This window comes from Kribbella sp. CA-293567, assembly GCF_027627575.1.
Lineage (GTDB): Bacteria > Actinomycetota > Actinomycetes > Propionibacteriales > Kribbellaceae > Kribbella.
The window spans coordinates 3,784,880-3,808,290 of record NZ_CP114065.1 but is presented as its reverse complement, the minus strand read 5'-3'; the positions used below and the strand labels follow the sequence as shown (position 1 = coordinate 3,808,290).

At 69.3% G+C, this 23,411-nt stretch carries 22 protein-coding genes; 11 read left to right on the top strand and 11 right to left on the bottom strand.

The features are described 5' to 3' along the window. Nucleotides 1-109 precede the first annotated feature (109 nt). The 3 genes from OX958_RS17480 to OX958_RS17470 are packed head-to-tail and all read left to right on the top strand — an operon-like array spanning nucleotide 110 to nucleotide 2,557. Nucleotides 110-814 (top strand): ABC transporter ATP-binding protein, encoded by a 705-nt coding sequence (locus OX958_RS17480; protein ID WP_270139081.1) that lies wholly within the window; start codon nucleotides 110-112, stop codon nucleotides 812-814. Next, nucleotides 811-1,605 (top strand): ABC transporter permease, encoded by a 795-nt coding sequence (locus tag OX958_RS17475; RefSeq protein WP_270129777.1) that lies wholly within the window; start codon nucleotides 811-813, stop codon nucleotides 1,603-1,605. Before OX958_RS17480 ends, OX958_RS17475 begins: the two co-directional genes overlap by 4 nt. A gap of 25 nt (nucleotides 1,606-1,630) precedes the next feature. Then, nucleotides 1,631-2,557 carry a COX15/CtaA family protein gene (locus tag OX958_RS17470; RefSeq protein ID WP_270129775.1) on the top strand — a complete coding sequence of 309 codons (927 nt, stop codon included), beginning with the start codon at nucleotides 1,631-1,633 and terminating at the stop codon, nucleotides 2,555-2,557. 470 nt (nucleotides 2,558-3,027) lie between these two features. Here OX958_RS17470 and OX958_RS17465 read toward each other — a convergent pair whose 3' ends face one another. Then, nucleotides 3,028-3,942 carry a heme o synthase gene (locus OX958_RS17465; protein WP_270139079.1) on the bottom strand — a complete coding sequence of 305 codons (915 nt, stop codon included), beginning with the start codon at nucleotides 3,940-3,942 and terminating at the stop codon, nucleotides 3,028-3,030. Between the two features lie 381 nt (nucleotides 3,943-4,323). Between OX958_RS17465 and tkt the strand changes: the two genes are divergently transcribed. The 7 genes from tkt (at nucleotide 4,324) to OX958_RS17430 (ending at nucleotide 13,792) form a co-directional block, all read left to right on the top strand. Continuing rightward, a complete protein-coding gene (tkt, locus tag OX958_RS17460; protein WP_270138965.1) occupies nucleotides 4,324-6,507 on the top strand; it encodes a transketolase in 2,184 nt (727 codons plus the stop codon). Between the two features lie 35 nt (nucleotides 6,508-6,542). After that, nucleotides 6,543-7,652, top strand: coding sequence for a transaldolase (gene tal / locus OX958_RS17455; RefSeq protein WP_270138964.1), 1,110 nt, complete (start codon nucleotides 6,543-6,545; stop codon nucleotides 7,650-7,652). After that, nucleotides 7,649-9,280: a glucose-6-phosphate isomerase gene (locus OX958_RS17450; RefSeq protein WP_270138963.1), complete on the top strand. Its 1,632-nt coding sequence runs from the start codon at nucleotides 7,649-7,651 to the stop codon at nucleotides 9,278-9,280. Before tal ends, OX958_RS17450 begins: the two co-directional genes overlap by 4 nt. Continuing rightward, nucleotides 9,277-10,827 (top strand): glucose-6-phosphate dehydrogenase, encoded by a 1,551-nt coding sequence (zwf, locus tag OX958_RS17445; protein ID WP_270138962.1) that lies wholly within the window; start codon nucleotides 9,277-9,279, stop codon nucleotides 10,825-10,827. Before OX958_RS17450 ends, zwf begins: the two co-directional genes overlap by 4 nt. Further along, nucleotides 10,824-12,083: a glucose-6-phosphate dehydrogenase assembly protein OpcA gene (locus OX958_RS17440; RefSeq protein WP_270138960.1), complete on the top strand. Its 1,260-nt coding sequence runs from the start codon at nucleotides 10,824-10,826 to the stop codon at nucleotides 12,081-12,083. The genes zwf and OX958_RS17440 overlap by 4 nt, the downstream gene beginning before the upstream one ends. Beyond that, nucleotides 12,080-12,826 (top strand): 6-phosphogluconolactonase, encoded by a 747-nt coding sequence (pgl, locus tag OX958_RS17435; protein WP_270138958.1) that lies wholly within the window; start codon nucleotides 12,080-12,082, stop codon nucleotides 12,824-12,826. The genes OX958_RS17440 and pgl overlap by 4 nt, the downstream gene beginning before the upstream one ends. Before the next feature lie 150 nt (nucleotides 12,827-12,976). Further along, nucleotides 12,977-13,792 (top strand): isocitrate lyase/PEP mutase family protein, encoded by an 816-nt coding sequence (locus OX958_RS17430; protein WP_270138956.1) that lies wholly within the window; start codon nucleotides 12,977-12,979, stop codon nucleotides 13,790-13,792. Nucleotides 13,793-13,850: 58 nt separating this feature from the next. Here the strand turns inward: OX958_RS17430 and OX958_RS17425 are convergent, their stop codons facing one another. The 7 genes from OX958_RS17425 to OX958_RS17395 form a co-directional block, all read right to left on the bottom strand. Continuing rightward, nucleotides 13,851-14,159 carry an RNA polymerase-binding protein RbpA gene (locus OX958_RS17425; protein WP_270138955.1) on the bottom strand — a complete coding sequence of 103 codons (309 nt, stop codon included), beginning with the start codon at nucleotides 14,157-14,159 and terminating at the stop codon, nucleotides 13,851-13,853. 67 nt (nucleotides 14,160-14,226) lie between these two features. Beyond that, nucleotides 14,227-14,460 carry a preprotein translocase subunit SecG gene (gene secG, locus OX958_RS17420; RefSeq protein ID WP_270138953.1) on the bottom strand — a complete coding sequence of 78 codons (234 nt, stop codon included), beginning with the start codon at nucleotides 14,458-14,460 and terminating at the stop codon, nucleotides 14,227-14,229. Further along, nucleotides 14,457-15,272, bottom strand: a complete 816-nt coding sequence (tpiA, locus tag OX958_RS17415; RefSeq protein ID WP_270138951.1) for a triose-phosphate isomerase — start codon at nucleotides 15,270-15,272, stop codon at nucleotides 14,457-14,459. The genes secG and tpiA overlap by 4 nt, the downstream gene beginning before the upstream one ends. A 6-nt stretch (nucleotides 15,273-15,278) precedes the next feature. Beyond that, nucleotides 15,279-16,481 (bottom strand): phosphoglycerate kinase, encoded by a 1,203-nt coding sequence (locus OX958_RS17410; protein ID WP_270138949.1) that lies wholly within the window; start codon nucleotides 16,479-16,481, stop codon nucleotides 15,279-15,281. A gap of 87 nt (nucleotides 16,482-16,568) precedes the next feature. Continuing rightward, complete coding sequence (gene gap, locus OX958_RS17405; RefSeq protein WP_270138947.1) at nucleotides 16,569-17,573, bottom strand: type I glyceraldehyde-3-phosphate dehydrogenase; 1,005 nt, start codon at nucleotides 17,571-17,573, stop codon at nucleotides 16,569-16,571. A 215-nt stretch (nucleotides 17,574-17,788) separates the two neighbouring features. Continuing rightward, nucleotides 17,789-18,772: a DNA-binding protein WhiA gene (gene whiA / locus OX958_RS17400; RefSeq protein ID WP_270138945.1), complete on the bottom strand. Its 984-nt coding sequence runs from the start codon at nucleotides 18,770-18,772 to the stop codon at nucleotides 17,789-17,791. A 108-nt stretch (nucleotides 18,773-18,880) separates the two neighbouring features. Continuing rightward, nucleotides 18,881-19,012: a hypothetical protein gene (locus tag OX958_RS17395; RefSeq protein ID WP_270138944.1), complete on the bottom strand. Its 132-nt coding sequence runs from the start codon at nucleotides 19,010-19,012 to the stop codon at nucleotides 18,881-18,883. A 55-nt stretch (nucleotides 19,013-19,067) separates the two neighbouring features. On the opposite strand from OX958_RS17395, the gene OX958_RS17390 reads away from it, so the two are divergent. Next, nucleotides 19,068-19,361: a hypothetical protein gene (locus OX958_RS17390; protein ID WP_270138942.1), complete on the top strand. Its 294-nt coding sequence runs from the start codon at nucleotides 19,068-19,070 to the stop codon at nucleotides 19,359-19,361. On the opposite strand, the gene OX958_RS17385 is transcribed toward OX958_RS17390, so the two are convergent. The 3 genes from OX958_RS17385 to uvrC are packed head-to-tail and all read right to left on the bottom strand — an operon-like array spanning nucleotide 19,358 to nucleotide 23,195. After that, nucleotides 19,358-20,299: a gluconeogenesis factor YvcK family protein gene (locus OX958_RS17385; RefSeq protein WP_270138940.1), complete on the bottom strand. Its 942-nt coding sequence runs from the start codon at nucleotides 20,297-20,299 to the stop codon at nucleotides 19,358-19,360. The genes OX958_RS17390 and OX958_RS17385 overlap by 4 nt on opposite strands. After that, nucleotides 20,296-21,162 (bottom strand): RNase adapter RapZ, encoded by an 867-nt coding sequence (gene rapZ / locus OX958_RS17380; RefSeq protein WP_270138938.1) that lies wholly within the window; start codon nucleotides 21,160-21,162, stop codon nucleotides 20,296-20,298. The genes OX958_RS17385 and rapZ overlap by 4 nt, the downstream gene beginning before the upstream one ends. Then, entirely contained in the window at nucleotides 21,162-23,195 is a 2,034-nt protein-coding gene (uvrC, locus tag OX958_RS17375; RefSeq protein ID WP_270138937.1) for an excinuclease ABC subunit UvrC, read from the bottom strand. The genes rapZ and uvrC overlap by 1 nt, the downstream gene beginning before the upstream one ends. Between the last annotated feature and the right edge of the window lie 216 nt (nucleotides 23,196-23,411).

Here is a 23,411-nt window from a genome sequence, read left to right as displayed (position 1 = left end):
GCTGCCCTAACCGGTTCGCAGCTCCCAGGCGGGCGCGGCGGCGCTTGGAGGGTGACCGTGAGCAGCGTCACGTCGGGGCGTTGACTACCCTGCACATGTGCCAGTCGCGGTGGAGATCGACAACCTCGTCGTCCGGTACGGCGAGAAGGCCGCTGTGGACGGGCTCAGTCTCACCGTAACCGGCGGAACAGTGACGTCCGTGCTCGGCCCCAACGGAGCCGGCAAGACGACCACGGTGGAGAGCTGTGAGGGCTTCCGCCGGCCCGACTCGGGTACGGTCCGGGTGCTCGGGCTCGACCCGATCGCCGACCACGACGAGCTGATGCCCCGGATCGGGGTCATGCTGCAGGAGGGTGGCGCCTGGTCGGGCGTCCGCGCGCTGGAGATGCTCCGGTACGTCGCCTCGCTGCACGCCCATCCCCTGGACCTGCCGGGGCTGATCGAGCGGCTGGACCTCGGGACGTGCGGGCGTACGCCGTACCGGCGACTGTCGGGCGGCCAGAAGCAGCGGCTGTCGCTGGCGATGGCGATCGTCGGGCGGCCGGAGATCGTGTTCCTGGACGAGCCGACCACCGGCCTGGACCCGCACGGCCGCCGGGAGATCTGGCAGCTGATCCGGGACCTGCGCGACGACGGCGTGACGGTCGTGCTGACCACCCACGCGATGGACGAGGCAGAGCAACTGTCCGACCAGGTGCACGTGGTGTCGGCCGGCAAGGTGATCGCCTCCGGCAGTCCCGACGTACTGACCGAGCACGGCGCCAAGTCGCTCGAAGATGTCTACCTGGCGCTGACGGCTCGGGAGAGTAAGTGAGTACGGACCAAGTGACCACTACCTACGTACCGCGCCCAGGTTCGGCTTCTTGGCCCCGCAAGGTCTACTCGCACGCAGTGATGGAGTTCCGGCTCCTGCTGCGCAACGGGGAGCAGCTACTGCTCGCTCTGGTGATCCCGCTGGGCCTGCTGCTGCTCCTGGGTGGCACTGGGCTGGGCGATCGGCTGCCGCTCGGCAATGGCCCGACCGTGGATCTCGCAGTACCGCGGGTGCTTGCTCTGGCCGTGCTGTCGACGTCCTTTACCTCACTGGCCATCGCGACTGGCTTCGAACGCCGGTACGGCGTCATCAAACGACTCGGCGCCTCTCCCCTGTCCCGGACCGGTCTGCTGGCCGGGAAGATCGGCTCGGTCCTGGCGATCCAGGTGGTCCAGCTGGCCGTACTGATCGCGGCCGGCTTCGCCTTGGGCTGGAAGCCGGTCGGTGGAGTTGCAGCCGCTTTCGGCGTACTGCTGATGGTGCTGTGTGGCACTGCGGCCTTCGCTTCGCTCGGGCTGCTGATGGCCGGAGTACTGCGCGCCGAAGCGACGCTGGCCGCCGCGAACCTGCTCTACCTGCTGCTGTTGGTGGGCGGCGCGATCATGACGCCTGTCGAGGAGTATCCGGAGGGCATGCAAGGCGTAGTACGGCTCCTGCCGAGCGCCGCCCTCGCCAACGGGCTGGCGAACGCCACCCTGGAAGGCGTCGTACCGTGGGCCGCCGCACTCTCCCTGGCGTTGTGGGCAGCAGTGCTGGGCTACCTGGTGTCAAGGACCTTCCGATGGGATTGAGCAGCGACTTCTCTAGAGTGTGCCGGTGACTACGGAAGCCCCCACCCACCCCACTGAGCCCGTCACCGGATTCTGGCGACTGGTGCCAGAGCCGAGCCTGGACGTCGTACGACGCTGGGGCTGGGCCTCTGTCGTCGTCAACATCGGCATCGTGGTGACCGGCGGGCTGGTGCGGCTCACCGGGTCGGGATTGGGCTGCCCCACCTGGCCGCAGTGCACGGACGAGTCGTATGTCCCGCACGGCGAGCTGGGAATCCACGGCGCCATCGAGTTCGGCAACCGGCTCCTCGGGTTCGTCGTAGCGGCGGTCGCGATCTGCACCTGGCTCGTCGTGATGCGCTACCGGCCCCGCCGTACGGACCTGCGCCGACTGGCGACCGCGGCGGCCCTCGGAGTTCCCCTGCAGGCCGGTATCGGCGGGGTGAGCGTGCTGACCGGGTTGAACCCCTGGATCGTCGCCACGCACTTCCTGGTCTCGTGCCTCATCATCGCGTTGACAGTCGCGATGATGAGGCGATCTCGCACCAGCCCCTATCCACACACTCCCCCGGTGGTCCGCGCGCTCGCGACCGCTTCGGTGGTGGCAGTCTGGCTGGCCGTTGCCCTAGGCACCCTTGTCACCGGCGCCGGCCCGCACTCCGGCGACCCCGAAACCGGCCGCAACGGCCTGAACGAGACCGTGATCAGCCAGTTGCATGCTGACGTCGTGTTCGCCTTGCTGGGCGTCACTGTCGCGCTGGTCATCGCCACTCGCGTCACGGCCACCTCCCGCACCCTCCGCAAACTCGCCGCCTGGCTGCTGGCCGCCGAACTGCTGCAGGGTGTGGTCGGCTTCACGCAGTTCTTCACCGGCCTGCCGTGGGTGCTGGTGCTGATCCACATGTTCTTCGCCGCCCTGCTGATCGCGCTGGTGACCGCGGTGTACGGCGAACGCGGTACGCCGGCTACCTGATCCGGTACTACGGCCCGCCTCGCGCCTCCTCGGTCGCCGCTTGGCGTCGACGCGGCGGTGGTCGCGGTGGACGGGCTGGCTCAGTGGCGGTTGAGAAAGCCGGAGTGGCTGCCTGGAACGTCAAGCCTGCAACCAGATGCGGACACGGAAGCCGCGAGCACAACTGCAAGAAGCAATCACCGCAGACAACCGCGTTGCGGAGTGTCGGAGCATGAGGCTCAAGCACTTGTGCCTGCATGGACTACCCCACACCGAGACGCGACGCAGGAGTGACCGGACTCCGCTCCGAGGCGCGACGCAGGAGCGGCGAAACCCGCAACGAGGCGCGACGCAGGAGCGACGAGCCCACCGCCCCGCGCGCCACCTAACAGTCGCACCTTGCCCCGCACCCACCCACCGCGACGCAGGAGCGGCAACCCCAAGGGCGGGCGGGGGTAGAGCGCCGACGGAGGAGGCGCGACGTGGGCGGGCTACCTGAGCAGCGGATCGATAGCAGCAGCGATGAACAGCAGCGCCAGATAGATGTTCGAGAAGTGGAACAACCGCATCGGCCGCAGGGCCGGGCCGTCGGCGCCGGTGTTGGCTCGGGCCAGCAGGCCGAAGGCTTCGCGGAGGAAGACGACGCCCAGGATCACCGCGGCCAGCGGGTAGACCCAGCCGGTGTTGCCGACCGGCCAGAGTGCGAGCGAGGTGATCACCATGACGATCGAGTACGCCAGGATCTGCCGGGCGGTCTGGACCGGGGTCGCGACCACGGGCAGCATCGGGACGTCGACCGAGGCGTAGTCCTCGCGGTAGCGCATCGCCAGCGCCCAGGTGTGCGGCGGCGTCCAGAAGAACACCACGCCGAACAGCACCAGCGGGGTCCAGGCCAGCTCGTTGGTGACCGAGGTCCAGCCGATCAGGGTCGGGAAGCAGCCGGCGATCCCGCCCCAGACGATGTTCTGCACGGTCCGGCGCTTCAGGATCATCGTGTAGCCGAAGACGTAGAACGCGTTCGCCGCCAGCGCCAGCAGCGAGGACAGCCAGTTGACGAAGAAGCCGAGCTCCAGCGTCGCCAGGACGCCCAGCACGACACCGAAGGCGGTCGCCGAGCGCGGGCTGACCGCGTGCCGGGGCAGCGGGCGACGGCGGGTGCGGCGCATCTGCTCGTCGATGTCGCGGTCGAGCACGCAGTTGATCGTGTTCGCGCTGCCGGCGGCCAGGATGCCGCCGATCAGCGTGGCGGCGACGACACCCAGCCCGGGGACTCCCCCGGCGGCCAGGAACATCACCGGCACGGTGGTGATCAGCAGCAGCTCGATGATGCGCGGCTTGGTCAGTCCGACGTACGCCTTCACCACGTCGCGCACCGACGGACCGGGCATCTCAGGGGATGGGTCCATCGGGAGCGGCGCCGGGTACGACGTCGTCGCGGCTGGACGCGGGTCGACGGCCGTCACGAACACCTCGAAAACTCATGGTTGACGCCGGGGACCGGCGCTGACGGTTCGACAGTCTACGACGCCCCGTAGGACTGCTCTGCACCCACCCGTACCCGGGTGTCGCCCGGGGTACCGGACGGGACGTGGGAGACGCCCGGGACCGGCGGGAACAACGACAGGCCGGTTCGAGTTGCGGAGGTATGAAGGGCACCGGGCGCCTGGGCGAGTAGGCTCGCTCACGGTGACGCACGGGGCGCGACGGCCTGTGGACGCTAGCGTCCGGCCGGACCCTCGAGCGCCATTACCGCAGTGTTCGCAGCCATCGAGAGGAGCGCCGCCGGCGTGACGGAGAAGACCAGCCCCAAGCTTGACTGGACCGAGCTCGACAAGCGCGCGGTCGACACCGTGCGGGTCCTCGCGCTGGACGCGGTGGAGAAGGTCGGCAACGGCCACCCCGGTACCGCGATGAGTCTCGCCCCCGCGGCGTACCTGCTGTTCCAGAAGGTGATGCGGCACAACCCCGCCGATCCGCACTGGGCCGGCCGTGACAGGTTCGTGCTGTCGGCCGGGCACTCCAGCCTGACGCTCTACATCCAGCTCTACCTGAACGGTTTCGGCCTCGAGCTCGACGACCTCAAGTCGCTGCGCACCTGGGGCAGCGCGACCCCGGGCCACCCGGAGTACAGCCACACCCCCGGCGTCGAGACCACCACCGGTCCGCTCGGCCAGGGTGTCGGCAACGCCGTCGGGATGGCGATGGCGGCCCGCCGTGAGCGCGGCCTGCTCGACCCGGAGACGGCCAGGGGCGAGAGCCTGTTCGACCACCACATCTACGTGATCGCCTCCGACGGCGACCTGCAGGAGGGTGTCTCCTCGGAGGCCTCCTCGCTGGCCGGTCACCAGCAGCTCGGCAACCTGACGCTGATCTACGACGACAACAAGATCTCGATCGAGGACGACACCAACATCGCGTTCTCCGAGGACGTCGCCGCCCGCTACGCGGCGTACGGCTGGGACGTCCGCGACGTCGACTGGACCAACGGCGGCACCGGCTACGAAGAAGACGTGCAGGCCCTGTACGACGCGATCCAGGCCGGCAACGCGGTCACCGACAAGCCGAGCTTCATCCGGCTCCGCACGATCATCGGCTGGCCCGCCCCGAACGCGCAGAACACCGGCAAGATCCACGGGTCGGCCGCCGGCGCCGACGAGGTCGCCGCGACCAAGTCGATCCTCGGCTTCGACCCCGAGCAGAGCTTCGAGGTCGCCGACGAGGTGATCGCCCACACCCGCGGCGCGGTCGACCGCGGCCAGGCGCTGCAGGCCGAGTGGACCACCCAGTACGACGGGTGGCGCACCGCCTCCCCCGAGCAGGCCGCGATCTTCGACCGGCTCGACCAGCACGAGCTGCCGGCCGGCTGGAAGGACGCCCTGCCGAGCTGGGAGGCGAGCGAGAAGGGTGTCGCCACCCGCTCCGCCTCCGGTGAGGTGCTGACCAAGATCGCGCCGGAGCTGCCCGAGCTGTGGGGCGGTTCGGCCGACCTGGCCGGCTCGAACAACACCACCCCCAAGGGCCAGCCGTCCTTCATCCCGGCCGAGCACGCCACCAAGGAGTTCCAGGGCGACGAGTACGGCCGCGTCCTGCACTTCGGCATCCGCGAGCACGGCATGGGCGCGGTCCTGAACGGCATCGCCCTGCACGGCGGCACCCGCCCGTACGGCGGCACCTTCCTGGTCTTCAGCGACTACATGCGCCCGTCGGTCCGGCTGGCCGCGCTGATGAAGCTGCCCGTCACCTACGTCTGGACCCACGACTCGATCGGCCTCGGCGAGGACGGCCCGACCCACCAGCCGGTGGAGCACCTGGCTGCCCTGCGCGCGATCCCGGGTCTCGACGTCGTCCGCCCGGCCGACGCGAACGAGACGGCCGCCGCTTGGGCCACCATCCTCGAGCACACCGACCGTCCGGCCGGCCTGGTGCTGACCCGTCAGAACGTGCCGGTCTACCCGCGCGGTACCGACGGCTTCGCGACCACGGAGAACGTGCACAAGGGTGGGTACACGCTGCTCGACACGGACGGCACGCCCGACGTGATCCTGATCGGCACCGGCTCCGAGCTCCAGCTCGCCGTCGAGGCGAGCAAGACACTGGCCGCCGAGGGCATCAAGGCCCGCGTCGTCTCGCTGGTGTCGCGCGAGTGGTTCGACGAGCAGGACGACGCCTACCGCGACTCGGTCATCCCGGCCGGTGTCCGCGCCCGCGTCTCGGTGGAGGCCGGCATCAAGCTCGGCTGGCGTGAGCTGGTCGGTGACGCCGGGCGCAGCGTGAGCCTGGAGCACTACGGCGCCTCGGCCGACTACAAGCGCCTGTACTCCGAGTTCGGCATCACCGCCGAAGCCGTCGTCCAGGCCGCCAAGGACAGCATCGCCGCGGCAGCCGAGCTCGGTGGCAACGGTGTGCCGGCAGGACGGGCGGCGGCCGGACCGGTCGGACCGGCCGACACCTACGCCGCCCCCAAGAACTGAACACCCCACAACAGAACATTCGGAGGGCTTCGGACATGACCGATCGTTTGAAAGACCTCGCCGACGCCGGCGTATCCATCTGGCTCGACGACCTGTCCCGGCAGCGGCTGACCAGCGGCAGCCTGGCGTCCCTGATCCACGACCAGCACGTCAGCGGGGTGACCACCAACCCGACGATCTTCGCCAAGGCCATCTCGGACAAGAACGCCTACGCCGAGCAGGTCGCGACGCTGGCCGCCGAGAACATCTCGACCGACGAGGCGATCCGGGCCATCACCACCGACGACGTGCGCGACGCCGCCGATCTGTTCAAGCCGGTGTACGACGACACCGACGGGGTGGACGGCCGGGTCTCGATCGAGGTCGAGCCCGGTTTCGCCCGCGACACCGAGAAGACCATCGCCCAGGCCAAGGAGCTGTGGGAGACCGTCGGCCGGGAGAACGTCTTCGTCAAGATCCCGGCCACCAAGGAGGGCATCCCGGCGATCACCGAGACGCTGGCCGCCGGGATCAGCGTGAACGTGACGCTGATCTTCTCGCTGGACCGCTACAAGGCCGTCGCGGACGCGTTCCTGACCGGCCTGGAGAAGGCGATCGACAACGGCCACGACGTGACCAAGCTCGCCAGCGTGTCGTCCTTCTTCGTCAGCCGGGTCGACACCGAGATCGACAAGCGGCTCGACGCGCTCGGCACCGACGAGGCCGAGGCGCTCAAGGGCAAGGCCGCGATCGCCAACGCGCGGCTCGCCTTCGAGGCGTACGAGGAGATCTTCTCCTCCGACCGCTGGCGCGAGCTCGAGACGGCCGGCGCCAAGCCGCAGCGCCCGCTGTGGGCATCGACGGGAGTCAAGGACCCGGCGTACAAGAGCACCCTGTACGTCGAGGAACTGGTCACCGCCGGGGTCGTCAACACGATGCCCGAGGCAACGATGAAGGCCTTCGCCGAGGAAGGCGAGGTGCGGGGCGACACCGTCCGCGCCGACTACGACGCCGACCGCAAGGTGATCGCCGACCTGGAGCAGCTCGGCATCTCCTACGACGAGGTGGTCCAGGTGCTCGAGGACGAGGGCGTCAGCAAGTTCGACGTCTCCTGGACCGAGCTGCAGGACACCGTCACCGCGGCCCTGAAGGCGGCGGCCAAGTGACCGAACCGCTCGCAGTCAAGGCGTACGGCGAAGGCTGGCGCGAGGTCGTCGACCGGCTGGTCGAGGAGAAGATCGCTTCCCGGATCGCGGCCAAGGACGCCACCACGTGGGGTCCCGAGGCCGAGGCGGAGTCGGCGATCCGGCTCAGCTGGGTCGACCTGTACGACTCGTCCCGGCCGCTGCTGGCCGAGATCGAGGCGCTGCAGGCCGATCTGCGGGCCGAGGGCCTGGACCGGATCGTGCTGTGCGGGATGGGCGGTTCGTCGCTGGCTCCCGAGGTGATCACCCGGACCGCCGGCGTCGAGCTGGTCGTGCTGGACTCGACCAACCCGAACGTCGTCGCCCGCGCGCTGGCCGGTGACCTGCAGCGCACGGTCGTCGTGGTCTCCAGCAAGTCGGGCGGCACGGTCGAGACCGACTCCCAGCGTCGCGCCTTCGTGAAGGCGTTCGACGACGCGGGCATCGACTCCTCGAGCCGGATCGTGGTCGTCACCGATCCCGGATCGCCGTTCCAGAAGCTGTCCGAGGACGAGGGCTACCGCAAGACCTTCCTCGCCGACCCGAACGTGGGCGGCCGCTACAGCGCGCTGACCGCGTTCGGCCTGGTCCCGTCGGCACTCGCCGGCGCCGACGTCGCCGAGCTGCTCGACCAGGCCGCCGAGGCCGCTCCTGCTCTGCAGGCGGACGACGCGGACAACCCCGCCCTCATCCTGGCCGCTGTGCTGGCCGCGAGCCCGGGCCGCGACAAGGCGATCATCGCCGCAGGCGGTTCGTCCATCGTGGGCTTCCCGGACTGGGCCGAGCAGCTGATCGCCGAGAGCACCGGTAAGAACGGCACGGGTGTCCTGCCGGTCGCGGTCAAGGGCAACCACGCACCGGAGCTGCACAGCGGCGCGGGCGACCTCGTCCACGCACTGCTGGCCGCCGACACCAGCTCGGCCAGCGTCTCCCAGGGTCCGCCGACCGTCGTCACCAGCGGCTCGCTCGGCGCGCAGCTCCTGCTGTGGGAGACGGCGACCGCGGTCGCCGGCTACCTGCTCGGGATCAACCCGTTCGACCAGCCCGACGTCGAGAGCGCCAAGAACGCCGCTCGCGGTTTGCTGGACGCGCAGCCCGAGCCGGAGGCAGCAGCCTTCGTCGACGGCGCGATCGAGGTCCGCGGAACCGACGGCCTGCTCGACGGTGCCGACACCGTCGGGGCTGCCCTCGACTCGCTGCTCGGCCAGCTGGCCGACGACGGCTACGTCGCCGTGATGGCCTACCTGGACTCCGAGCGCGACGAGAACCTGATGGCCATCCGGCCGGCGCTGGCCGACCGGACCCAGCGGCCGGTCACCTTCGGCTGGGGACCGCGCTTCCTGCACTCCACCGGGCAGTACCACAAGGGTGGCCACCCGCAGGGTGTCTTCCTGCAGATCACCGGGTCCGAGTCGGCCGACGTCGAGATCCCGGACCGCCCGTTCAGCTTCGGCACGCTCATCTCGGCCCAGGCCGCGGGCGACGCCGGCGTACTGGCGGAGCGCGGCCGGCCGGTACTGCGGTTGCACCTCACCGACCCCGCCACCGGTGTCGAGCAGCTGATCTCCCTACTCAATGCAACTGACAAATCGGAGGACGGCGGCGCATGACCGCAGAGCTCGACGAGGAGTCGGCCGGCCCGGTGAACCCGCTGCGGGATCCCCAGGATCGTCGGCTCCCGAGGATCGCCGGGCCTTGCAGCCTGGTGATCTTCGGCGTCACCGGTGACCTGGCCCGCAAGAAGCTGATGCCGGCGGTGTACGACCTGGCGAACCGGGGCCTGTTGCCGCCCGGTTTCGCCCTGGTCGGCTTCGCCCGGCGTGACTTCAGCAACCAGGACTTCGCCCAGATCGTGCACGACTCGGTCAAGGAGCACGCCCGGACCCCGTTCCGCGAGGAGGTCTGGCAGCAGCTGGCCGAGGGCTTCCGGTTCGTTCCGGGTGACCTGACCGACGACGAGGCGTTCAAGAAGCTGCGGGAGACCGTCGACGAACTCGACGTCAACCGCGGTACCGGTGGCAACCACGCGTTCTACCTGTCCATCCCACCGGGGCTCTTCCCGCAGGTCGTGCAGCAGCTGAACGAGCACGGCCTGACCAAGGAGACCCCGGGATCGTGGCGCCGGGTGGTGATCGAGAAGCCGTTCGGGCACAACCTGCAGAGCGCGCGCGAGCTCAACCGCGTCGTCGAGTCGGTCTTCCCGCCCGAGGCGGTCTTCCGGATCGACCACTACCTGGGCAAGGAGACCGTCCAGAACATGCTGGCGCTGCGGTTCGCCAACGCCATGTTCGAGCCGGTCTGGAACAGCCACTACGTCGACCACGTGCAGATCACGATGGCCGAGGACATCGGCATCGGTGGCCGCGCCGGGTACTACGACGGCATCGGCGCCGCCCGTGACGTGATCCAGAACCACCTGCTCCAGCTGCTCGCGCTGATCGCGATGGAGGAGCCGGTCAGCTTCGACGCGTGGTCGCTGCGGCAGGAGAAGAAGAAGGTGCTCGCGGCGGTCAGACTGCCGGAGGACCTCAGCCTGCACACCGCCCGCGGTCAGTACTCGGCCGGCTGGGCCGGTGGCACCAAGGTCAAGGGCTACCTGCAGGAGGACGGCATTCCCGCCGACTCGGCGACCGAGACGTTCGCCGCGCTGCGCGTGGACGTCGACACCCGCCGCTGGGCCGGGGTCCCGTTCTACCTGCGGACCGGTAAGCGTCTCGGCCGCCGGGTCACCGAGGTGGCGGTGATGTTCAAGCGCGCGCCGCACCTGCCGTTCACCAAGACGGAGACCGAGGAGCTCGGCCAGAACGCCCTGGTGATGCGGATCCAGCCCGACGAGGGCATCACGATGCGGTTCGGCGCCAAGGTGCCCGGCACCATGATGGAGATCCGCGACGTCAACATGGACTTCGCCTACGGCGGCTCGTTCACCGAGTCGTCGCCGGAGGCCTACGAGCGGCTGATCCTGGACGTGCTGCTCGGCGACCCGCCGCTGTTCCCGCAGCACACCGAGGTGGAGCTGGGCTGGAAGATCCTCGACCCGGTGATCAACTACTGGGCCGAGAACGGCCACCCGGAGCAGTACGACTCCGGCGCCTGGGGCCCGGACTCCGCCCACGAGATGCTCGCCCGCGACGGACGCGCCTGGAGGCGGCCATGATCATCGACCTCACCGGTACGACGTCGAGCGAGATCGCGTCGGCACTGTTGCGCGCCCGCCGGAACGCCGGTTCGCCGGCGATGGGCATGGTCGGCACCATCGTGGTGGTCGTCGACGAGTCGTCCCACCACGACGCCATGAAGGCGGCCAACGAGGCCGGCCGCGAGCATCCCTCCCGGGTGCTGGTGGCCATCCTGCGTCCCGGCCGGGGCGCGGGCGGTCTGGACGCCGAAGTACGGGTCGGTGAAGGGGTTCCCGGGGAAGCGGTGCTGCTGCGGCTGCACGGCGACCTCGCCAGGGTGCCCGAATCCGTCATCACGCCGCTGCTGCTGCCGGACTCCCCCGTCATCGTCTGGTGGCCGGGTGGCGGGCCCAAGGTTCCGCACGAGGACCCGCTGGGTGCGCTCGGCCGTCGCCGGGTGACCGACGCGGCAGCGACCCGCCGGGCCGCTGTCGACTTCCCTGCGCGGGCTGCCGGCTACGCGCCGGGCGACACGGACTTCGCGTGGGCGCGGTTGACGCCGTGGCGGGCCTTGATGGCTGCTGCGCTCGACCAGTACCCGACCAAGGTCAGCGGCGCCGAGGTGGTCTCCGCCAAGGGCAACGCGAGTGCGGATCTGATGGCCGCCTGGCTGCAGTGCCGCCTCGGAGTACCGGTGGAGCAGCGGAACTCGCGCGGTCCGGGCATCACCGCGGTCCGGATGTTCACTCCGGCGGGCCCGATCTCGTTGACCCGGCCGGACGGCTCGGTCGCGACGTTCAGCATTCCCGGTCAGCCTGACCGGCCGGTGGCGCTGAAGCGACGCAGTACCTCGGAGCTGCTGAGCGAGGAGCTGCGGCGGCTCGATCCGGACGACGTCTACGCGCAAACGCTGGCGTGCATGGTCAAGCGAGACACCATGCCCGAGTCGTCCAAGGTCGTGAGCGAGGCCGATCGGCGATCCGCGCAGAATGCCGCTGAGAAGGCTGCCTACCGGACGGCGAAGGCGCCGGGCAAGGCGGCTTCATCGGAGCTGGAGGCCAAGGCGGCCGGTTCTGGGCGGAAGGCCGCGGCGTCCAAGAAGGCAGCCGGGAAGAAGTCGCCGGCCGTCAAGAAGGCGAGTGCGGCGGCCAAGTCGGCGCGCAAGTCGGTCGCGGTCAAGAAGGCTGCGTCGGCCGCTGCTCCGGCGAAGAAGGCTGCGGCGGCGTCGAAGACGGCTGTGGCGAAGAAAACGGCCAAGAAGGCCACCGGCAAGAGGGTGGCCGGGCGTTCATGAGCGAGCCGTCGATCCTGATCAACCGCGACGCCGAGGGCCTCGCCCACGCCGTCGCGGCCAGGCTGATCACCAAGCTGGTCGACGTCCAGAGCAGTGGCGGGGTCGCGCAGGTCGTGCTGACCGGCGGCCGCGTCGCTGCGGTCGTCTATCGGGCAGTGGCCGAGTCTCCTGCCCGGAGCGCGATCGACTGGCGCCGGGTCGAGTTCTGGTGGGGTGACGAGCGTTTCCTGCCCGAGGGAGACCCCGAGCGCAACGAGACGCAGGCGTGGGACGCCTTGCTGTCCCACGTCGATGTCGACCCCGCGCTGGTGCACGCGATGCCGGCCGACACCGGCCAGGGAGCCGAAGCCGCCGCGGCGGCGTACGCGGAGACTCTCGCGGCGACGGCCGGGGTGGAGGACGGCGACGGCGTACCGGCGTTCGACGTGCTGATGCTGGGCGTCGGGCCGGACGGGCATGTCGCATCGCTGTTCCCGGAGAACCCGGCACGGGTCGTCGTGGAGACATCGACGGTCGCGGTGTACGACTCCCCCAAGCCGCCACCGACCCGGGTGTCGCTGACCTTCCCGGCGCTGGCGAACTCGCGGGAGACCTGGTTCGTCGTCTCCGGCGAGGACAAGGCCGAGGCGGTCGCCGATGCCCTGTCCGGCACCAGTGACCTTCCCGCCGCGATCCCGACGGGGATCGACCGGACGTTGTGGATCCTCGACGAGGCAGCCGCCTCGCGACTCTCGCGCGGCTGACTCGGCAGGTCGGACCGCCACCACACCTCAACCTGCGGAACGTGCCCGCCAGCACACCCGTGGACGCTCCGCAGACAGCAAGCGGCCGAGGTTGGTGTGTGGCGGCGGTCCGGGCTCGCCGCCCTCAATCGGGCTGGCAGGATGACGGCTATGACGACCTTCGGAGATCTGCACACCCGGACCAGCGGCTTCGTGATGCCGAACGCCTGGGACGCCGGGAGCGCCGTGCTGCTGGCCGAGGCCGGCTTCCCGGCGATCGCGACCACGAGCGCCGGGATCGCCTTCTCACTGGCCAAGGGCGATCACACCCTGCCCGACGGCGCGCCATCGGTCTCGCGGGAGCAGATGTTCGAGCGGATCAAGCAGCTCACCGAGGCTTCCGGCGTACCGGTGAACGGTGATCTCGAGGACGGGTACGGTGAACACCCCGAGCGGGTCGCCGACACCATCACCCTGGCCCGCGAGGCAGGCCTGGCCGGCGGCAACATCGAGGACTACGACGGCCACACCCTGTACGCCGAAGCGCTGTCCGTCGAGCGGATCGTCGCCGCCAGGGAAGCAGCCGGCCCCGACTTCGTCCTGACTGCCCGGACCGACGGTCAACTGCTCAGATCACCTACCACACTGGCGGATTCGATCCAGCGCGCCAACCTGTACCGCCAGGCCGGCGCCGACTGTCTCTACGTCCCCGGGGTGAACGACCTGGCTGCGATCACCACCCTGGTCCGGGAGATCGACGGCCCGCTCAACGTCGTACTCGGCCTCGGCAGCAGCGACCTCACCACCCACGACCTGCTGGCGGCGGGCGTCACCCGCATCAGTCTCGGCGGCAGCATCGCCCGAGCGGCGCTCGGGTTCGTCCGCGCCGCGGCCCAGGAACTGCTCGGCCCAGGCACCATCGGGTTCGCGGCACAGCAGATCCCTCAGAACGAATTGAACGAGCTCTTCGCGGCGCGTTCACGCTGACGCGAACCGGCCCGCGGCGATCGAGGATCAGCGGGGGCCGGTCTACGCGGTACCGGAGTCAGAAGATGACGTCGCCGCGGGCACGGCGGGCGCGGAGCTTCTGCAGCGCCTCGTCCAGGATCTCCGCGGCTTCGGTCTCGCTGCGGCGCTCCTTCACGTACGCGAGGTGCGTCTTGTACGGCTCGATCTTGGTGGGGGGCGGCGGATTGTTGACGTCGGTGCTGGTCGGCAGACCGCACCTCGGACAGTCCCAAGCCTCCGGGACAGCCGCCTCCACCGCGAACACCGTCGCGGTCTCGTGCCCGTTGGCACAGAAGAAGACGACCCGCTGGCGGGGCGCGGTGTCGCCGCGCTCCGCCTCACCCATCGGTCCGGCACCTACCCGGCTGCCACGAATAGCACTGCCACCACCAGCCACGGGAGCTACTCCCCTCTCAGCCGAGCTTGTACAGCAGGCCGAGCCCGACGATGGCCGCGAACCAGATCAGGCCGACGCCGATCGTGATCCGGTCCAGGTTCCGTTCGGCCACCGACGACCCGCCCATGTTGGACGAGACACCGCCTCCGAACAGGTCGGAAAGGCCACCACCGCGGCCTTTGTGCAGCAGCACCAGGCCCGTGAGGATCAGGCTGCAGATGACGACGACGATCGAGAAAGCGAGAATCACGAGGAGTAGCCTAACTGAAGGTCCAGGTAACGGCAGATACCGGCGAACTCGTCCACCTTGAGGCTTGCTCCGCCCACCAGGCAGCCGTCGACATCCGGCTGGGCCATGATGCCACCTGCGCTGGCCATCTTGACCGATCCGCCGTAAAGAATCCGTACCGAGTCGGCCACTGCCGGCGAAATCTCCTCCAGCCGGCCCCGGATCGCGGCGCACACCTCCTGCGCGTCCTCGGGAGTCGCCACCTCGCCGGTGCCGATCGCCCAGACCGGCTCGTAGGCGACGACGACCTTGCGGACGTCGTCCGGCTTCAGCCCGGCCAGCGCGCCGTCGAGCTGGGCCAGCGTGTACTCGACCTGCTCGCCGGCCTTGCGGACCTCGAGACCCTCACCGACGCAGACGATCGGGGTGATCCCGGCCGCCAGCGCCTTGGTGGTCTTCGCGTTGACCACCGCGTCGTCCTCGCCGTGGTACTGCCGGCGCTCGGAGTGCCCGGCGAGCACGTAGGTGACGCCGAGCTTGGTCAGCATCGCCGCCGAGATCTCACCGGTGTAGGCGCCCTCGTCGTGCACGGAGAGGTCCTGCGCGCCGTAGACGATCTTCATCCGGTCACCGTCGACGAGCGTCTGCACGCTGCGGATGTCGGTGAACGGCGGCAGCACCGCCACCTCGACCCGCTCGAAGTCGTGCTTCTTGTCCTGCAGCGTCCAGCTCAGCTTCTGCAGCAGGTGCACGGCCTCGACGTGGTTGACGTTCATCTTCCAGTTGCCCGCCATCAACGGCGTACGGGCAGCCGAAACCTCAGAGCCAGCCATTCCTTGTTACTCCTCTTCCAGAACAGCGAGACCCGGGAGCTCTTTGCCCTCCAGGTATTCCAGCGACGCACCGCCACCGGTCGAGATGTGCCCGAACTGGTCGTCGGCGAAGCCCAGCTGCCGGACCGCGGCCGCCGAGTCACCGCCACCGACCACACTCAGCCCATCCACCTCGGTCAACGCCTGCGCGACAGCCTTGGTTCCACCGGCGAAGGCCGCCATCTCGAAGACCCCCATCGGGCCGTTCCAGAACACCGTCTTCGCCGCCGCGATCTCGGCGGCGAACGCCTTGCCGGAGTCCGGGCCGATGTCGAGGCCGAGCTGGTCGGCCGGGATCGCGTCCGCGGCGACGACCGTTGCCGGGCTGTCGGCCTTGAACTCGGGCGCGACCACGATGTCGGTCGGCAGCACGATCTCGACGCCCTTGGCCTTCGCGGTCTCCAGGTAGCCCTTGACCACGTCGAGCTGGTCGTCCTCGAGCAGGCTCTTGCCGACCTCGTGGCCCTGCGCCTTCAGGAAGGTGAAGACCATCCCGCCGCCGATCAGCAGCTTGTCGGCCTTGGCCAGCAGGTTGTCGATCACGGCGAGCTTGTCGGAGACCTTCGCGCCACCCAGTACGACGACGTACGGGCGGGCCGGCTCCTCGGTCAGCTTCTTCAGCACCTCGACCTCGGCCAGCACCAGGCCGCCGGCGGCGTGCGGCAGCTTGCCGGCCACGTCGTACACGCTGGCCTGCTTGCGGTGCACGACCCCGAAACCGTCACTGACGAACACGTCGGCCAGCCCGGCCAGCTCCTCGGCCAGCACCGCGCGCTCGGCGTCGTCCTTGCTCTCCTCGCGGGCGTCGTACCGGACGTTCTCGAGCAGCAGTACCTCGCCCTCGTCGAGCTCCTGGACGGCCGCCTGCGCGCTCTCACCGGTGACGTCGGTGGCGAAGTGCACCTTGACGCCCTCGGACTCGAGCAGCTCACCGAGCCGCTTGGCCACCGGGGCCAGCGTGAACTCGGGGTTCGGCTTGCCCTTGGGGCGGCCGAGGTGGGCGGTCACGATCACCTTGGCGCCGGCCTTGGCCAGCTTCAGCAGGGTCGGCACGCTGGCCCGGATCCGGCCGTCGTCGCCGATCTCGTCACCCTTGATCGGCACGTTCAGGTCGGAGCGCACCAGCATCCGCAGGCCGGCCACGTCCCCGAGATCTTCGATCGTCTTCACAGTTTCAGCTGTCCTGTCTCGAAACAGGCTTGCGCCCGAAGGAGGACACCAGGGTCACCTTCGGACGCAAGCTGTGGAAAAAGAACGTCAGAGCGAGGCGCCGACGTAGTTGACCAGGTCGACGAGGCGGTTGGAGTAGCCCCACTCGTTGTCGTACCAGCCGACGACCTTGACCTGGTTGCCCAGGACCTTGGTCAGGCCGGCGTCGAAGATGCAGGAGGCCGGGTCGGTGACGATGTCGCTCGACACGATCGGGTCCTCGGTGTAGCGCAGGAAGCCCTTGAGCGCACCCTCGGCAGCGGCCTTGACGGCGGCGTTGACCTCTTCGACCGAGGTCTCCCGGCCGACCGTGATGGTCAGGTCGGTGGCGGAGCCTGTCGGCACCGGAACGCGCAGCGCGTAGCCGTCCAGCTTGCCCTTGAGCTCGGGCAGGACCAGGCCGATCGCCTTGGCGGCACCGGTCGAGGTCGGCACGATGTTGATCGCCGCGGCGCGGGCACGACGCAGGTCGGAGTGCGGACCGTCCTGCAGGTTCTGGTCCTGGGTGTAGGCGTGGATCGTGGTCATCAGGCCCTGCTGGATGACGAACTCGTCGTGGATGGCCTTGGCCATCGGGGCGAGGCAGTTCGTGGTGCAGGACGCGTTCGAGATGACGGTGTGCTTGTCGGCGTCGTACAGGTGGTGGTTCACACCCATCACGACGGTCAGGTCCTCGTTCTTCGCCGGGGCGGAGATGATGACCTTCTTGGCGCCGTTGTCGGCGTGCGTCTTGGCCTTGGTGGCGTCGGTGAAGAAGCCGGTCGACTCGATCACGACGTCGGCGCCCACATCAGACCACTTCAGGTTCGCGGGGTCGCGCTCGGCGAACGCCTTGAAGCTGTGGTCACCGACCGAGATGTCGGTCTCGGTGGCCGACACGTCGCCGGGGAAACGGCCCAGGATCGAGTCGTACTTGAGCAGGTGGGCCAGGGTCTGGTTGTCGGTCAAGTCGTTGACGGCGACGACCTCGATGTCGGCACCGGACGCCTGCACGGCGCGGAAGAAGTTACGGCCGATCCGGCCGAAGCCGTTGATACCTACGCGTACGGTCACGGGACTACGTCTCCTCAAACTAGCTTTTGAGCACTGCCGCTATGCCCGAAACACTAGCCCAACAGCCCACTCGACTCACTGGTACCGTCCACATCAGACCACCGCAACCCGCCGGCAGCCCTCCGGGCAGACCACTGAGAACGTGCGACGGCCCCCGGTCGTTCGACCGGAGGCCATCGGCAGGTAAGGGTTTTCGGGCGGTCGGACGGGCCGGATCAGGCCGGGTCAAGCATGTCCGGGGTGAGGTTGGCCTCGGTGTTCGGGATGCCGAGGTCGGAGGCGCGCTTGTCGGCCATCGCCAGCAACCGGCGGATCCGGCCGGCCACCGCGTCCTTGGTCAGGGCCGGCTCGTGCAGCTGGCCGAGTTCCTCGAGACTGGCCTGCTTGTGCTCCAGCCGGAGCTTGCCGGCCACCTGCAGGTGATCCGGTACGTCGTCGCCGAGAATCTCCAGCGCCCGCTCCACCCGCGCCCCCGCCGCGACCGCCGCCCGGGCGGAACGGCGCAGGTTGGCGTCGTCGAAGTTGGCCAGCCGGTTCGCGGTGGCGCGGACCTCGCGCCGCATCCGCCGCTCCTCCCAGGCCAGCACCGACTCGTGCGCGCCCAGGCGGGTCAGCAGGGCGCCGATCGCGTCACCGTCGCGGATCACCACCCGGTCCACGTTGCGCACCTCGCGGGCCTTCGAGCCGATCCCGAGCCGGCGCGCGGCACCCACCAGGGCGAGCGCGGCCTCCGGCCCGGGGCAGGTCACCTCGAGCGACGAGGAGCGGCCGGGCTCGGTCAGCGAGCCGTGCGCCAGGAACGCGCCCCGCCAGGCCGCCACGGCGTCGCAGGACGCTCCGGAAACCACTGCCGGGGGAAGACCCCGGACGGGCCGCCCGCGGTTGTCCACGAGGCCTGTCTGCCGCGCCAGCGCGTCGCCGTCGCGGACGACGCGGACGACGTACTTGGTCTGCTTGCGGATCCCGGACGGGGAGATCACCACCACGTCCGACGGGTGCCCGAAGATCTCGGCGATGTCCTTGCGCAGCCGCCGGGCCGCCGCACCGCTGTCGAGCTCGGCCTCCACGACGATCCGGCCGGACACGATGTGCAGACCGCCCGCGAACCGCAGGACGGAGGACACCTCGGCCTTGCGGCAACAGGGTTTCGTGACCTGGATGCTGGTCAGTTCGGACTTCACCTGTGCTGTCATCGCCATGTAGGGAATCCTCCCACTGCTGTCAAAGACCCTCGCGTCACTTGGTGTCCAACTGTCAGAAGTGGCCGGTGTTACGAATCTCGGCAACCTTTCCCGTCCTCGGCGTCGTTACCGCACCCGGACGGCGCCGGCACGATCGACGACCGGCAACTGGTGATCGCTGCTCTGGCAGGAATCCCGGCCGGCCAGCGAGCCTGCGTCGTACTGCAAGCAGTACGACGGCGAGTACGTCCGGTACAAGCTGCCCCAAGCTACCGACGACCAGCAGCCACAGGCGGTCCTGGCGCACGTTCGTGTGCCCGTCGCAGGCGCCACCCAGGTGCTGGTGGATCTGCTCGGTGAGAGCAAGCCGCGGCTTGCCTTGGTCGGCCCTGACGGCTTCAGGTCCCGGACGGAGTCGCGCAGCTCGTCGTGGACCTGCCGAAAGACCGGACCGGTCGAGGCGCTGATCTCCAACGGCTACTTCAGCTCGGGCCTGACTGGCGGGAACTCCGACATTCAGAACGTCCCGGTCCGGGGCTACGACGCGCAGGGCAAGAAGGTGTACGACGCCAAGCACGCCGTCGACGCCGGTGCCGGCGGCCGCTAGCCGAAGATGTCGCGGTAGACCTTGGCGAGTTTGTCCGGGGCGTGGTGGAGGTGGCGGTCGTCGTCGGCGATGTCGGCGATGACCAGCTCCGCGCCGAGAGCATCCGCCGTACGGCGTAAGGACGCCGGGTCGGGGACGTGCTCCTCGTCGGCCAGCACCACGTCGATGCGCAGGTCGGGGGCGTGGGCGGCCAGCACTTCGAGATGCGTCTCCGGGGAGAAGCCGGCTGTCTCGCCCTTTTGCTCACCGAGGTTGAGGGTGAGCAGGCGGCGGGCGCCGGTCTCCTGGAGACCACGCGCCAGCGCGGGGACCAGCAGGTTCGGGATGACCGAGGTGAACCACGAGCCCGGGCCGACGACGACCCAGTCGGCCTCGGCGATCGCGACCAGCGCCTCGGGGCAGGCCGGCGGATCGGCCGGGTCGAGGGAGACGTCGACGACCTGGCCTTCGGTGGTGGCGACCTCCGCCTGGCCACGGACCTCGGTGATCAGCTCGGGATGCAAGGGATCGAGGCCGAGGACCCGGGCCGTGATGTCGAGCGGCACGGCCGACATCGGCAGTACGCGCCCCTGCGCACCGAGTAGGCGGGCCACCCAGTCGAGTCCGTCGACCGCCTCGCCCAGCAACTCCCAGAGCGCGACGATCAGCAGATTGCCGACCGCGTGGTCGTGCAGGCCGCCGTCGCTGCGGAACCGATGCTGCAGCACGTCGGCCCACGTGCGGCCCCACTCGTCGTCGCGGCACAACGCGGCCAGCGCCATCCGCAGATCGCCGGGCGGCAGGACCCCGAGCTCAGTGCGCAGCCGGCCGGACGAGCCGCCGTTGTCGGCGACCGTGACGACCGCGGTCAGCTGGTCGGTGACCTGCCGCAACGCGGACAGCGAGGCGGCCAGGCCGTGCCCGCCGCCCAGCGCGACGACGTGTGGGGCTCTCGTCACTCCCGCCCCAGATCCCGGTGGACTACCAAGGTCGGTGACCCCTTCTCACGCAGCCGTTTCGCGATCTCCTCGGCCATCGCGACGCTCCGGTGCTTTCCACCGGTGCAGCCGATCGCGACCGTGACGAACCGCTTGCCCTCGTTCAGATAACCGGTCCGCAGGGTGTCCAGCACGTCCACGTAGTTCTGGATGAACTGCTGGGCCAGCGGATGACCGAGCACGAAGTCTGACACAGGCTTGTCCTGCCCCGTCATCGGGCGCAGGTCGGGCTGCCAGTACGGGTTCGGCACGAACCGCATGTCGGCCACCACGTCGGCGTCGACCGGGATGCCGTACTTGAAGCCGAACGACACCACGGTGGCCCGCAGCTCGGCGTTCTCCTCGTCCCCGAAGCCGTTCACGATCTTCGCGGCGAGCTGGTGGATGTTCAGGTTGGAGGTGTCGATCACCATGTCGGCGCCGGCCCGGATGTCGCCCAGCAGTTCGCGTTCGCGCTGGATCCCGGTGAGCAGCCGGCCCTCGCCCTGCAGCGGGTGCGGCCGCCGGACGCTCTCCTGCCGGCGCACGATCACGTCGTCGGACGCCTCCAGGAACAGGGTGACCGGACGGTACCCCTTGGTCTTCAGGTCCTCGATCGCCGCGCCGAGCTCGTCGAAGAACATCCCGGTCCGGACGTCCACCACGATCGCCAGCCGCGGCGACGCACCGGTACCGACCACCTGCTCGACGATCGTGGTCAGGAACATCGGCGGCAGGTTGTCGACCACGAACCAGCCGAGGTCCTCCAGCACGTCCGCGACCGAGCTCCGTCCCGCCCCGGACATGCCGGACACGATGATGAGATTGCCGCTCGACTCGTCCATCAGTTCTCAGTTCTCCCCGTTCGGTCCCCGTCGGGCGTACCGGAGAGCTCCGGTACGTCGTCCTCCAGTATCTCGCCCGTCGCGGTGTTGACCGACGGCGCGCGGCCCGTGTCGGCCTTCGTTGCGGCGGAGTTCACCGCCAGTACGACGGACTCGGCCGTCCGCCGCCCGAATCCGGGCAGTTCGGCGACCTCTTCGATCGAGGCCTGCCGCAGCTTCTTCAATGAGCCGAAGTGCTTGAGCAGCGTCTTGCGGCGCACGTCCCCGAGCCCGGAGACCTCGTCCAGCACGCTCTCGACCATCGACTTGGACCGCCGGTTGCGGTGATGGGTGATGGCGAACCGGTGCGCCTCGTCCCGCAGCCGCTGCAGCAGGTAGAGGCCCTCCGAAGTGCGGGAGAAGATGACCGGGTCCTCGTCGTCGGGCAGCCAGACCTCCTCCAGCCGTTTGGCCAGACCGCAGACCGGGATGTCGCCGAGGCCCAGCTCGTCCATCGCCTGCCGGGCGGCCGCGACCTGCGGCGGGCCACCGTCGACGACCACCAGACTCGGCGTGTACGCGAACTTCTTCGCCCGGCCGGTGTCCGGATCGATCAGGTACGCCGTCGGGTCCTCGCCCTCGGGGATCCCGGCCCGGTCCTCGATCATCCGCTTGAACCGCCGGGTCAGCACCTCGGCGATCGAGGCGACGTCGTTCTGCCCCTCGACGCCCTTGATCACGAACCGCCGGTACTCGCTCTTGCGCGGCAGCCCGTCCTCGAAGACCACCATCGAGGCGACCACCTCGGTGCCCTGCAGGTTCGAGACGTCGTAGCACTCCATCCGCAACGGCACCTCGGGCAGGTCGAGCGCCGCCTGGATCTCCTCCAGTGCGAGGTTGCGAGTGGTCAGATCGCTGGCCCGCTTGGTCTTGTGCATCGTCAGCGTCTGCAGCGCGTTGCGCTCGACGGTGGCCATCAGATCCTTCTTGTCACCTCGCTGCGGCACCCGGATCGAGACTCGCGAGCCGCGGAACTCCGACAGCCACTCGATCAGGGCCTCCTCGCCCGCGGGCAGGGTCGGCACCAGGATCTCCCGGGGGATCGTGTCGGCGCCGTCACCGGCGTAGGTCTGCTGGATGAACCGCTCGACCAGGTCGGCCGTGGTCGCGTCGCCGTCGGCCTTGTCCGCGATCCAGCCGCGCTGACCGCGGATCCGGCCGCCCCGGACGTAGAAGATCTGCACGGCGACCTCGAGCGGGTCCTCCGACAACGCGATCACGTCGGTGTCGGTGTCGTCGCCGAGCACCACCGCGTTCTTGGCGAGCGCCTTGTCCAGCGCGCCCAGGTCGTCGCGGATCTTCGCGGCCCGCTCGTACTCCAGCTCGGCCGCCGCGGCCTTCATCTCCTTCTCCAGCCGGCGCACGTACGTCGTGGTCTGGCCGGACAGGAACGCGGAGAAGTCCTCGACGATCTTGCGGTGCTCCTCCTGGCTGACCTGACCGATGCAGGGCGCGGCGCACTTGCCGATGTAGCCGAGCAGACAGGGGCGGCCCATCTGGCGGTGCCGGTTGAACACGCCCTTGCTGCAGGACCGCATCGGGAACACCCGCAGCAGCAGGTCGACCGTCTCGCGGATCGCCCAGGCGTGGCTGTACGGGCCGAAGTACCGGACGCCCTTCTTCTTCGGGCCGCGGCCGACCATCACCCGCGGATACTCCTCGTTCAGCGTGATCGCGAGCCACGGGTAGGACTTGTCGTCGCGGTACTTCACGTTGAAGCGCGGGTCGTACTCCTTGATCCAGGAGTACTCCAGCTGCAGGGACTCGACCTCGTTGGCCACCACCGTCCAGTCGACCTTGGCCGCGGTGGTCACCATCGTCTGGGTCCGGGTGTGCAGGTTCACCAGGTCCTGGAAGTACGACGACAGCCGGGCCCGCAGGTTCTTCGCCTTGCCGACATAGATCACCCGCCCGGCGGCGTCGCTGAAGCGGTACACACCAGGTGAGTCGGGAATCGACCCGGGAGCGGGACGGTAGGAGGAGGGATCAGCCACCCAACCAGCCTAGTTCGCTCCACCGACAGGTTCTGACACACCTAACGATCGGGCGGAGATCTTGTTGCGGCTTGCCTCATACCGCCCGTTTGATCCCCAGCTGGGATGGGCGCGATCCGTAACTTGTCACTGAGGGTTGTCCTGCGAGATCCGAAGCGTGAGGCAACCGGGCCCGCGCAAACTCGAGGGAGTTCCGCCCATGTCCCCAGTGACAAC